At 74.3% G+C, this 12,014-nt stretch carries 8 protein-coding genes; 4 read left to right on the top strand and 4 right to left on the bottom strand.

All coding sequences use genetic code 11. The features are described 5' to 3' along the window. The first annotated feature begins 30 nt into the window (after positions 1 to 30). Positions 31 to 1,080 (top strand): M23 family metallopeptidase, encoded by a 1,050-nt coding sequence (locus AB0H82_RS13035; RefSeq protein ID WP_362991909.1) that lies wholly within the window; start codon positions 31 to 33, stop codon positions 1,078 to 1,080. 62 nt (positions 1,081 to 1,142) lie between these two features. After that, positions 1,143 to 2,087 carry an aldo/keto reductase gene (locus tag AB0H82_RS13030; protein ID WP_362991907.1) on the top strand — a complete coding sequence of 315 codons (945 nt, stop codon included), beginning with the start codon at positions 1,143 to 1,145 and terminating at the stop codon, positions 2,085 to 2,087. A 10-nt stretch (positions 2,088 to 2,097) separates the two neighbouring features. Here AB0H82_RS13030 and AB0H82_RS13025 read toward each other — a convergent pair whose 3' ends face one another. The 4 genes from AB0H82_RS13025 to AB0H82_RS13010 all read right to left on the bottom strand — a co-directional run bounded on the left by AB0H82_RS13025 (position 2,098) and on the right by AB0H82_RS13010 (position 7,223). After that, entirely contained in the window at positions 2,098 to 3,444 is a 1,347-nt protein-coding gene (locus AB0H82_RS13025; RefSeq protein WP_362991905.1) for a PrsW family intramembrane metalloprotease, read from the bottom strand. Positions 3,445 to 3,487: 43 nt separating this feature from the next. Beyond that, on the bottom strand, positions 3,488 to 4,306 hold the full coding sequence (gene trmB / locus AB0H82_RS13020; RefSeq protein WP_362992216.1) for a tRNA (guanosine(46)-N7)-methyltransferase TrmB: 819 nt from the start codon (positions 4,304 to 4,306) through the stop codon (positions 3,488 to 3,490). 82 nt (positions 4,307 to 4,388) lie between these two features. Then, positions 4,389 to 5,603 carry an L-2-hydroxyglutarate oxidase gene (gene lhgO / locus AB0H82_RS13015; protein ID WP_362991903.1) on the bottom strand — a complete coding sequence of 405 codons (1,215 nt, stop codon included), beginning with the start codon at positions 5,601 to 5,603 and terminating at the stop codon, positions 4,389 to 4,391. Between the two features lie 174 nt (positions 5,604 to 5,777). After that, positions 5,778 to 7,223, bottom strand: a complete 1,446-nt coding sequence (locus AB0H82_RS13010; protein ID WP_362991901.1) for an MFS transporter — start codon at positions 7,221 to 7,223, stop codon at positions 5,778 to 5,780. A gap of 823 nt (positions 7,224 to 8,046) precedes the next feature. Here AB0H82_RS13010 and AB0H82_RS13005 point away from each other — a divergent pair. Together AB0H82_RS13005 and AB0H82_RS13000 are read left to right on the top strand one after the other, a co-directional pair. Further along, positions 8,047 to 10,134: an asparagine synthase-related protein gene (locus AB0H82_RS13005; RefSeq protein ID WP_362991899.1), complete on the top strand. Its 2,088-nt coding sequence runs from the start codon at positions 8,047 to 8,049 to the stop codon at positions 10,132 to 10,134. 128 nt (positions 10,135 to 10,262) lie between these two features. Further along, a partial coding sequence (locus AB0H82_RS13000) for a BTAD domain-containing putative transcriptional regulator (protein WP_362992214.1) occupies positions 10,263 to 12,014 on the top strand: 1,752 nt, incomplete at its 3' end.

Here is a 12,014-nt window from a genome sequence, read left to right as displayed (position 1 = left end):
TCCAACCGGCCTGCCCCCCGAGCCGTGTACGTGCCGAATGACGACGACTTCGGCTCGTACGACGAGGGCCCCCTCGAATCCTTCGAGGAGTGGAACCCCACCGAGGAGTCCATCCGTCCCGTCCGCGGCAGGCACCGCGTGCACAAGAAGAGCGGCGGCGGGCTCGCCCGCAGCTCCACCGTGCTCGGCGTGGGCGTCATCGCCGCTGTCGGCGCGGGCGGCATCGCCACCGCGCAGGACGGCAAGCCGCCGGTCTCCATATCCCTGCCCGACCTGCCGGGCGTGGGCGCCGTCGCGGACTCGCTGCCGGCCGCCGAGTCCCTGCCGGGCGTCGGGTCCCTGATGTCCGACGACACGCCGGAGACGACCACGGCCGTGGCCGCCGCCCCGCTCACCGCCGCCGGTGTCAGCACCGCCGACGCCCAGCAGGGCACCACCGACGCGGGCGAGGCGCTGCGCGCCCGCATCATGCAGCAGGCCGAGAACCAGCAGGAGCAGGCGGACACCGCCGTGCGGACGGCGGCCGAGGAGGCCGCGGTCAAGAAGGCCGCCGAAGAGGCGGCCGACCAGCAGAAGGCGGCCGAGAAGGCGGCGGACGCCGAGGCCGCGGCCAAGAAGAAGAAGGAAGAGGAGGCCCGGAAGGCGAAGGCCGAGGCCGAGCGCCTGGCCAAGCTCGCCAAGAGCTACGCCATCCCCACCTCCTCGTACACCCTCACGTCGCACTTCGGTGACGCCGGTTCCATGTGGTCCTCCGGGCACCACACGGGTCTGGACTTCGCCGCTCCCACGGGTACCCCCCTCAAGGCCGTGCACACCGGCACCGTCAAGGAGGCCGGCTGGGCGGGCGCGTACGGCTACCGCACCGTGCTCGAACTGGAGGACGGCACGGAGGTCTGGTACTGCCACCAGTCCTCGCTCAACGTCAGCGCGGGCCAGAAGGTCAACACGGGCGACGTCATCGGCCGCGTCGGCGCGACGGGCAACGTCACCGGTCCGCACCTCCACCTGGAGGTCCACACGCCCGGCGGCTCCGGGATCGACCCGCTCGGCTGGCTGCGGAGCAAGGGCCTGAACCCCTGACGTGACCCCGCTGCCGGCCCGGTGAACGGAATTCGGTTTCCGGTGGCGGTGTTGAGGGACGTATGACTTCTCTTCGCCAGCTTGGCTCTTCCGACCTCGAAGTGTTCCCGCTCTCCCTCGGCGGCAACGTCTTCGGCTGGACCGCCGACCGGACGGCGTCCTTCGACGTCCTCGACGCCTACACCGCGGCCGGCGGCAACTTCATCGACACCGCCGACGTCTACTCGGCCTGGGTGGAGGGCAACCGGGGCGGCGAGTCCGAGAACCTCATCGGCGAGTGGCTGGCCGAGCGCGGCAACCGCTCCGACGTCGTCATCGCCACGAAGGCCGGCGCCCACCCCGAGTACAAGGGCCTCTCCGCGACCACCGTCAAGGGCGCGGTCGACGCCTCGCTGCGCCGCCTCGGCACCGATTACATCGACCTCTACTACACCCACTACGACGACCCGTCGGTCCCCGTCGAGGAGATCATCGGAACGCTCGACGGGCTGGTGCGGGACGGCAAGGTGCGGGCGATCGCGGCCTCCAACATCACCCCCGAGCGGCTCCAGGAGTCCCTCGACTTCTCCGACCGCGAGGGCCTCGCGCGGTATGTCGCGCTCCAGCCGCACTACAACCTCGTCTCCCGCGACACCTACGAGGGCCCGCTCCAGGAGGTCGCCTCCCGCTCCGGCCTCGCGGCCGTCCCGTACTACGCGCTCGCGTCCGGCTTCCTCACCGGCAAGTACCGCAAGGGCGCCAAGGTGGAGAGCGCGCGGAGCGGCCGGGTCGAGGAGTACGTGGGGAGCGAGCGGGGCGACCGTGTCCTCGCCGCGCTCGACGAGATCGCCGGGGCGCGGGGCGCCCAGGTCGCGACCGTGGCGCTCGCCTGGCTCGCGGCACAGCCGACCGTCGCGGCGCCGATCGCCTCCGCGCGCACGGTGGAGCAGCTGCCCGCCCTGCTCGCGGTCGGCGACCTGGAGCTGACGGAGGCGGAGGTCGCGGCGCTGACCGCCGCGTCCGCCTGACGCCCGGCGGTCAGGCGTCGCGGTAGGGGTTGTACGCCGGGTAGCCGTACGCCGGGTGGGGCTGCGGCTGCCCGTACGGGGGAGGGCCGTACGGGGAGGGGCCGGGGCCGTACGGCGCGTACGGCATCGGGGGCCTCACCGGCGCCGTCGCCCCGGCCGCGTACGCCAGCGCGGGGCGGGCCGGTTCGCGGCGCTCCCAGAGCTTTTCGAGAAGTTCCCGCTCGCGTACGACGAAGTCGGCCCCGGCCCGCCCGAGGCGGCCCCGGTGGCGCAGGAACGCGAGCGACGTCGCGTACGTCTGGTACTCCGTGACCGTGCGGGCCGCGGCCTTACCCCAGGTGTACGAGGCGTAGTCGCGGGCCAGTGAGCGGGCGCGCATCGAGCCGAGCGCGTACGGCTCGGGCGGCGTGAGCCAGCCCGCCGCCGTGTAGACGGGCAGCTCGTTGCGGATCATGCGAAGTTCGCGCTGCCGGGTCCAGATCGCCAGCCAGGTCAGCAGGCCGAACGCCGGGAGCATGAAGAGGGCGTACACGGCGAAGAAGCCGTACTGCCCGAAGACCGTCGAGCCGTTCCACAGCGCGTGCACGCCCATCGCGAGCAGTAGTCCGGTGAGCGGGAGCAGCACGCGGCGCAGGTGCCCGCGGTCGGCCGAGAGCGCGGCGATGCCGAAGCCGATGCCCGTCAGGACGGTGAACAGCGGGTGGGCGAACGGGGACATGACGACGCGGACGAAGAAGGTCGCGGCCGTCACCGACGCGAGGCCGCTCTCGCGGCTGAGCTGGTCGGTGACGAAGGCGTTGCCCAGATAGAGGATGTTCTCGGTGAACGCGAACCCGGTCGCGGTCACCCCGGCGATGACGATGCCGTCGACGATGCCGGTGAAGTCGCGTCTGCGGAAGAGGAAGACGAGCAGGACGGCCGCGGCCTTTGCGCTCTCCTCGACGACCGGGGCGATGACGGTGGCGCCGAGGGTGTCGGCGCTGCTGGGGTCGGCGGTGGCGGTGGCTATCCAGCGGATCGCGAAGCTGTTCGCGACGATCGCTATGAGCGCGGCCGCGCAGGCGCCCCAGGAGAAGGAGAAGAGGAGGTTCCGCCAGGGGCCCGGTGCCACCCGGTCCAGCCAGCGGAACGCGGCGACGAGCAGCGGCACCGGCACGGTCGCGAGGCCGAGCCCGACCAGGAAGCCCTCGGTGCCGGTCTGCTCCCTGACCAGGGCCAGGATCACCAGGCCGGAGAGGGCGAGCAGGGTGACGAGCGCGGCCACGCGTATCGCGCGCCGCTGCCACCAGTGGACGCGGCGCAGCGCCCCCGGGGCGGGCGCCTCGGGGGGTATCGGATACGGAGGACTGATGGCCACGTCGTCGACCCTAACGAGGGTGGCGGGCGGCCGCGACGGTGCCTCAGTCCTGCGACGGGGCGACGCGGCGGAACAGCAGGTCGTGGACGACGTGCCCCTTGTCCAGGCCTTGGCCCTCGAAGCGGGTGCGGGGGCGGAAGTCGGGGCGCGGCGCGTATCCGCCGTCGGCTTGGGTGTTCTCGAAGTCCGGGTGCGCGGTGAGCACCTCCAGCATCTGCTCGGCGTACGGCTCCCAGTCCGTCGCGCAGTGCAGCAGCGCGCCGGGCTTGAGGGAGGGCGCGGCGAGCGTCAGGAACTCCGGCTGGATGAGGCGGCGCTTGTGGTGGCGGGCCTTGGGCCAGGGGTCAGGGAAGTAGACGCGGAGGCCGTCGAGCGAGGCGGGCGCCAGCATCTCGCGGAGCAGGATGATCGCGTCGCCGTTGGCCACGCGGACGTTGGTCAGGCCGCCCCGCTCGGCGAGGGCGAGGAGGTTGCCCTGTCCCGGCGTGTGCACGTCGACGGCGAGGATGCCGGTGTCCGGGTCGGCGGCGGCCATCTGGGCGGTGGCCTCGCCCATGCCGAAGCCGATCTCCAGGACGACGGGCTTGGCGGACGGCGTCTCGCCGTCCCCGAAGAGCTCGGCGAGGTCCAGCGTGCGCAGCCCGTCGATGTCCAGGCCCCACTGGGGCCAGAGGCGGCGCAGCGCGTCCTCCTGGCTGGTGGTCACCCGGCTGCGGCGTGGCTGGAAGCTGCGGATCCGCCGCTCGTGGTGCGAGCCCGCGGGGTCGGGCGAGGGACCGCCGGGAAACCGCGGCGCGGCCTGCGCCCGGCCGCCGGACCGGGGGACATCGGAGCTGCCGGGGCCGCCGGAGGCGTCGGGGATACGGGAAGAGTCAGACACAGTGCGGCAATTTTACGGGGCGGGCGGGGGTGGGGTCGCGCCCCGCGACCGGGCCCCGGGGGCCTCACTCGCCCCGGAGCACGCCCAGCGCCCGGCGGGCGACCTCCCTGCCCACGGGGAGGGACGCCGTCGCGGCCGGCGAGGGCGCGTTCAGCACGTGGACCGTGCGGGGTCCCTCCCGGATCAGGAAGTCGTCGACCAGTGTGCCGTCCCGCAGGACGGCCTGGGCGCGGACGCCCGCGGGGGCCGGGACCAGGTCGGCGGGGCGGACCGCGGGCAGCAGCCTGCGCACCGCGTCGGTGAAGGCGGACTTGGAGGCGGAGCGGCGCAGCTCACCCGCCCCGTACCGCCAGTGGCGGCGGGCCAGGTGCCAGGAGCCGGGCCAGCCGAGGGTGCCGGCGAGCTCGCGGGGGCGGATGACCGACCAGTCGTACCCCTCGCGGGCGAGCGCGGGGACCGCGTTCGGGCCGACGTGGACGCCGCCGTCGATGCCCCGGGTGAGGTGGACGCCGAGGAAGGGGAAGGCCGGGTCGGGCACGGGATAGACGAGGCCGCGCACCAGCTCGGGGCGGGCCAGCTCGAAGTACTCCCCGCGGAACGGGACGATCCGCATGGCCGGGTCGTCGCCGGTGAGCCGCGCGATCTCGTCGCAGTGCAGCCCTCCGCAGTTGACCAGGACCTTGCCGCGGACGACGGAGCCGTCGGCGGTGCGGACCGCGACGCCGCGGTCGGGGCGGCGGTCGATGCGGACGGCCTCACCGGCCGCGCCGTACCGGATCTCGGCACCGGAGGCGTCGGCCAGGTGCCGCGCCACCGCGCTGTAGTCGCAGATCCCCGTCGTCCCGACGTGGATGGCGGCGAGGCCGCGGACCTCCGGCTCGTACTCGACTATCTGGGCGGGGCCCAGCTCGCGCACCGGGATGCCGTTCTCCCTGCCGCGCTGGACGAGGGCGTGCAGGCGGGGCAGCTCGTCCCGCTCCGTGGCGACGATCAGCTTGCCGGTGACCTCGTGCGCTATGCCGTACTCCGCGCAGAACTTGACCATCTCGGCGGCGCCGCGGACCGCGTACCTCGCCTTGAGCGAGCCCGGGCGGTAGTAGATCCCGCTGTGGATCACGCCGCTGTTGCGGCCCGTCTGGTGGCGGGCGGGGCCCGGCTCCTTCTCCAGGACCGTGACCGTGGTGCCGGGAGCGCCGCGCGTGAGCGCATACGCCGTCGCGAGCCCGACGATGCCGCCGCCGATCACCAGCACGTCGCAGTCGTACGCGACCTTCTTCACCGCGCCTCACCTCCCTCCACAGATACTGCCCTGCGCCACTGACAACGCCGCCAAACCCCGGGCGCCGGATGCTTCCCCACCGCTCCGCGCCGGTTCACCCGGCCTCAGCCGCTGGTTCACCCCGCGCCGCGGGCACCCCGGACACGCGGGCATCGCGGGCGGCGGGAGTCCCGCCTACGCCGGGGCCACCAGCAAGGGCCGGGCCCGCTCGCGGAGCTCGACCACCCGCGGCTCGTCCCCGTACGGCTCCAGGCGGTGGAGGAGGTCCTTCACGTACTCCGTGGTCCTCGCGGACGAGATCCGTCCGGCGACCTCCAGCGCCCGCGTCCCCTGCTCGCACGCCGCGTCGAGGTTCCCGGACTCCAGCTCGGCGACCGCCGACACCACGAGGCGTAAGCCGTGCGACCGCACGAACTCCTCCGTGGGGCGGGACAGCGCCTGCTCCGTGAAGCGCCGCACCTGCCGCGGCGCCTTCAGGTCGCGGTAGCACTCGGCGGCGTCGGCGGCGAAGCGGTCGTACGAGTAGAAGCCGAGCCAGGTGGGGTCGTGGTCGCCGTCCCTGGCCCGCTCAAGCCACCCTTCGGCGGCCCGCAGCGCCGCCCCCGCGGCCTGCGCGTCGTTGGCACGCGCGTGTGCCCGTGCCTCGACGAGGCGGAAGAAGCTCATGGTGCGGGCGGTCGCCAGGCCCCTGTTCCGCTCCAGGGCGGCCTGCGCGAGGTCGACCCCCTCGTCCCCGAAGCCGCGGTACGTCGCCTGGAGGGACATGGACGCCAGGACGTACCCCCCCAGGGGGACGTCGGCCGCCGCGCGCGCGAGCCGCAGCGCCTGGATGTAGTAGCGCTGGGCGGCTTCCTGCTGGCCGGTGTCGAAGGCCATCCACCCGGCGAGCCGGGTCAGCTCGGCCGACGCTCCGAAGAGGGCGCGTCCGACCTCGTCGGAGTACGAGCCGAGCAGCAGGGGCGCCGCCTCGACGCGCAGGCACTCCGGGACCATCGAGGAACGCCAGTCCCCGCCCCCGTACTTGGAGTCCCAGCGGCGGGCGTCCTCGGCGGCCTCCCGCAGCTTCAGTACGTCGCTGTGGCCGACCTTCATCGGCGCGCCGCTGTCGTCGGCGTGCACGGCGTCGCGGGGCGCCTCGCGCGAGACGTCGCGTGCGACGGAGCTGTCGGCCGGGGTTATCAGCCAGCGCGACGCGGGTGTCGCGTACGCGCTGACCGCGAAGGAGCCGGCCAGGGACTGCCAGATCCCGCCGCCCGCGCGCCGGCCCGCCAGATCGAGGCGGTACAGCTCGGTCGCGGACTTCACCGCCGCGCCCACGTCACGGGGGAAGGCGAGGCCCACCTCCGGCGCGGGGTCGGCGTCCGCGAGGCCGATCTCGTGCAGCGGCACCGGGCGGCCGAGCTTCTGTCCGATGGCCGCCGCGATCAGATGCGGGGCGGCGCCCTGCGGCACCATGCCCTTGGACACCCAGCGGGCCACCGATGTCTTGTCGTAACGGAGCGTCAACCCGCGTTGTGCGCCGAGGTCGTTGACCCGGCGGGCGAGTCCCGCATTGCTGATTCCCGCGAGGGCGAGAACGGTGCCGAGTTTTTCGTTCGGCCCGCGTTGCTCCCTGGACATGCGCCACCCCTCGACACAGACGGCTGCCGGGCGGTGACTGGACCGCACGGCATTCGTGCTGCGTTCCCCCGGGGGCAGCCCGGCCCGAGCCGTCGCGCGCCGCGATTCCGGGCGTCCTGCCCCGGGCTCCGCGCGCGGTGGCCGGAATGGCGGCCGCAAGAGCGTTTGGCCGATCCTCCAGGTATATGCCTCCGCGAAAACATCAGCACACACAGCGTAGTTCGCCGCATCCCAAGCGTTAAGAGGCGCAGTTCCGGATGGCGAGATTGTTGTCCGTGCGGAGGTGCGCCGACGGCGCCGCGTGCTCCCGCCGTGTGGCCGTGCGCCCGTGTGTGCGCTCTTCTCCGGCCATGGGGGGAGCGCTTCCATTGGCGATGCGTGGGTCGGCCCGCTGCGCTGGAGTCAGTGGGCTGGGGGACACCGCCGCCTCCATCCCCGCGGGCGGCGGACCGGTCCGGGAGGCGAACACCGCCTCCCGGGCTGTGTGTTGCCTCCGAACGGTTCCGCCGTGGGCCCATCACAGGCCGATTTGGCCGAAAAGCATCCCTGTACAGGGACGGTCATTTCGCCCACGAGCGTGGAGTGCGCCCACCCTCGTGAGGACCGCGTACGCCCTGCGCACAGGACGCTCGCAAGGCACGCTCAAGGCACCCTCCAGGCATATCCAAGGCATCTCCAAGAAGAGCACCTTCGTTCTAGGCTTCAACTACCGCCCTCCCAGGGCGCATTCACCGCCGCTCAAGCGGCCCCGCGGCCCTTCCCGCACGCCTCCTTCGTGGCAGCATGGGACCCCCAGATCTGTCCACAGCCTGTGGAGGCAGCGATGCGGTGGTTGGTGGGGTGGAGCAGTACCACCGCGAGACCCTCGGTGGTGGGCTCGGCCGGAGCCACCGGTGACGACGGCGAGACCGTGCACCCCGTGGGCTCCCAACTCCTGTGGGGCGACCCGGATCCGCTCTGGGCGGTCGGCGACTGGCGGGCCGACGAAGTACGCACAGTGACGGCCGACGAGCAGACCCGCATCGCGGTCCTCGGCGTCTGCGGAGCCTCCGACGACGAGCTGCGGGTCGGCCTCCTCGCCGCCCGGGGCGGTGCCCTGCGCCATCTGACCGCCTGGTCCGGCAGTTACACCGCGGTCGTCCAGGTCGGCCGCCGCGTCATGATCGCCGGCGACCTCGCGGGCGCCCGCCCCGTCTTCTTCACCCCCTGGGCGGGCGGCACGGCCTACGCGACGGCCGCGCTGCCGCTGGCCGACCTCATCGAGGCCCACCTGGACATCGGCCACCTCGCGGCACTGCTCGCCGCCCCCGACGTCCCCGAGGCGCTGCACGACTCCACCCCGTACCAGGGCGTGCGACGCGTACCACCGGGGCACGCGCTGATCCTGCGCGCGGGCGCACGGGAGATCGCCGGGTACGAACCGGTGGCCTCGCTGGCCGTCGCGGCGCCCACGGCCGACGCCGACAGCGCCGTGGACGGCGTACGCGACGCCCTCATCGAGGCGGTACGCGCCCGCCTCACCGCCCCACGCCACGTGCCGGGCATGGACGTCGACCCGGGGCCGGTGCCCGGCATGGGGCCCGCCGAACGGCGCGCGGCGCGTGGCATGCCGGTGCCCGGCATCGGAGCCGACCTCTCCGGAGGACCCGCTTCGGGCACCCTCGCTCTCCTCGCGGCCGGTCTGCCCGGGATGCCCGGCACGGTCCTCGGGCACGGCACGGGCGCGGGCGAGCGCCTCCTCGCCGTCACCTTCAACGACCTGGCCGTCAACGGCCGCGAGGCCGAACTGGAGCGGGCCGGCGCCATCGCGGCCAACCCCCGCCTGCACCACGTGGTCGTCGCCGCGGGCGAGGAAGCACTGCCCTACGCCGACCTCGAAGGACCGCTGACGGACGAGCCGAGCTCCACCCTGGTGACCGCCCAGCGCCACCGCGCGCGGCTCTCCTCGGGCAGCGCCGACCACTTCACGGGCCACGGCGCCCGGCAGGTCCTCGACGCCCACCCCGCCCGCCTCGCCGACCTCCTCATGGACCGCAGACGGCGCCACATGGTGCGCCCCGTCGCGGCACTGGCGAAGGCCGACGGGGGGTCGGTGCTGGTCCCCGCGCGCGTGTACGGCGCCGCCCGCAAGCTCGCCCGCATGCCGCACCGGGCCGGCGTCGACTCGCTCGCCGACCGGCTGCTGCACCGCCGCTTCGACGAACCGGGCGGGGCGGTCGGGGCGTCGCTCGCCGCCCTCGCGTGGGCCAGGCCCGGACCCGCCGCTCGCTGGCTCACCGGTGAGGCCCTCGCTGAAGTATCGGTTCGTCTGCAGGACACCACCCTGCGTGCGGGCGGCCCCGGCCAGCGCCCCGGCGAGTTCCGCGCGCGAGCGGCCCTCGCCCGGCACGCCGCGGACCTGCGCGTCCTGGAACAGGCGGCCGAGGTGCGCTTCCAGCGCCTGCACGCGCCCTTCCTCGACAACCAGGTCGTCCGCGCCTGCCGCGCACTCCCCGAGGCCCTCCGCGTGCAGCCCGGCGCGCGCGCCGCCATCCTGCGCACCGTCCTGGAAGGCGCCGGAGTCGCCGACCTGCCGGCCGGCTGGGGCACCCCGTCCCACTCCTCGAACGCGGTCGCCGCCCGCACCGGACTCCGCCTGGCGGTGGACGACCTCATCGCCCTCTTCGACACCCCGCTCCTCGCCCAGGCGGGCCTGGTCGAGGCCCGCGTCGTCCGCAAGGCCCTGCGCGCGGCCGCCGAAGGGGAACCGCTCCCGCTGGACGGCCTGGCCGACCTGGTCTCCACCGAACTGTGGCTGCGCCGACTGCTGTCGCGAAGAGGAACGTGCTGGACGGGGACTCCAGCACGGCAGCGGGCCGTCCCTACGGGGAGTGTGGTTCCGGAAAGGGGCGCCCTAGGAGCGGGGCGGTAGCGGGACGCGGGGGCACTCGCCCCGGTCCGGAGCCCGGCGACGTGCGCCGGAAGCCGAGACGTGCGCCGAGACATGCGCCGGAAAAGAAACCACGCGCCCCCGCGCATCCGTACGGGGAGAATGACGTGGTGCGGTACCGAATCCTGGGCGCCACCGAGGCGTACGACGACCAAGGCGCCCCCCTGCCCGTGGGGGGCCAGCGGCTGCGCGCCCTCCTCGCCGCCCTCGCGCTCCACGCGAACCGCACGGCCACCGTCGGCACCCTCATCGACGAGGTCTGGGCCGACGACCCGCCGGCCGACGCCCCCGCCGCCCTGCAGGCCCTCGTCGGCCGTCTGCGCCGCGCACTCGGCAAGGACGCCGTCGCGTCGGCCCCCGGGGGCTACCGCCTCGCCGTCGCCCCCGCCGACGTCGACCTGCACCGCTTCGAGGAGCTCACGCGCGAGGGCAGGGCGGCCCTGGACCGCGAAGAGCCGGCCCTCGCCGCCCGCACCCTGCGCGACGCCCTCGCCCTGTGGCGCGGCCCCGCCCTCGCCGACCTGCCCGACCGCACCACCGCGGCCCGCCCCGAGGCCCTGCGCGCCGAGGCCGTCCGCGCGCGGATCGAGGCGGACCTGCTCCTGGGCCGCGCCCCCGACGTCGTACCGGAGCTGCGGGAACTGACCACCGCCCAGCCGTACGACGAAACACTGCGCGCCCTGCTGATCCGCGCCCTGCGCGACGCCGGGCGCGGGGCGGACGCCCTCGCCGCCTACGAGGACGCGCGCCGGTCCCTCGCCGACGGACTCGGCGCCGACCCGGGGCCGGAGCTGCGGGCGCTGCACGCGGAGTTGCTGGCGGGGTCGCAGACACCGGAGCGATCGGTGGGGCAGCCCCAGCAGCCTCAGGCCCAGCCTCAGCAGCCTCAGCAGCCCCAGTGGTCACAGCAGCCGCACCCACCGCGGCAGCCGGAGCGACCAGCCCAGGCGGACCAGAGACCGGCGGCACCCGAGCCGTCGCCGTCACAGCCGTCGCCGTCACAGCCGTCACCGTCACACCGGCACTCGGGCAGGACCGAGCAGAACGGGAACATCCGCACCCGCTTGACATCCTTCGTCGGCCGGGAACCCGAACTCGCGGCCATCCGTTCGGACTTGCACAGGGCCCGCCTCGTCACCCTCACAGGACCGGGCGGCTCCGGCAAGACCCGCCTCGCCGAGGAAGCCGCCGCCGGGCATCCGCAGGCATGGCTGGCCGAGCTCGCCCCGCTCGACCACCCGGAGGCGGTGCCCGGCGCTGTCGTCAGCGCGCTCGGTCTGCGCGAGACCGTGCTCATGACCAGCGAACTGTCCGCCCCGCAGGACGACCCGATCGCCCTGCTCGTCGAGTACTGCGCTCCGCGCAGCCTGCTCCTGCTCCTCGACAACTGCGAACACGTCATCGGTGCCGCCGCCGAGCTCGCCGAGGCCCTCCTCACCCACTGCCCCGGCCTCACCATCCTCGCCACCAGCCGCGAACCCCTCGGCGTGCCGGGCGAGTCGGTGCGCCCCGTGGAGCCGCTCCCGCCCGACCCCGCCCACCGGCTCTTCACCGAGCGGGCCACGGCGGTGCGGCCCGGCTTCGACCCCGAGGAGGACGCGGCGGCCGTCGCCGAGATCTGCCGCCGACTCGACGGACTGCCGCTCGCCATCGAGCTGGCCGCCGCCCGCCTGCGGCTGCTCACCCCGCGCCAGATCGCCGACCGCCTCGACGACCGCTTCCGCCTCCTCACCAGCGGCGCCCGCACGGCCCTGCCCCGCCAGCAGACCCTGCGAGCCGTCGTCGACTGGTCCTGGGACCTCCTGGACGACGCCGAGCGGACCGTGCTGCGCGAGGCGTCCGTCTTCGCGGGCAGCTGGGAC

It is taken from the genome of Streptomyces sp. NPDC050732 (genome assembly GCF_040654255.1).
Taxonomy (GTDB): domain Bacteria; phylum Actinomycetota; class Actinomycetes; order Streptomycetales; family Streptomycetaceae; genus Streptomyces.
The sequence above is the reverse complement of the archived record's forward strand: the minus strand, read 5'-3'. Positions and strand labels throughout refer to the sequence as shown.

What these genes read in the sequence shown, in the direction of transcription:
- AB0H82_RS13030 (WP_362991907.1), top strand. Translation starts at nt 1,143, where the DNA reads ATGACTTCTCTTCGCCAGCTTGGCTCTTCCGACCTCGAAGTGTTCCCG.
- AB0H82_RS13010 (WP_362991901.1), bottom strand. Translation starts at nt 7,223, where the DNA reads ATGTCCAGGGAGCAACGCGGGCCGAACGAAAAACTCGGCACCGTTCTC.
- AB0H82_RS13005 (WP_362991899.1), top strand. Translation starts at nt 8,047, where the DNA reads ATGCGGTGGTTGGTGGGGTGGAGCAGTACCACCGCGAGACCCTCGGTG.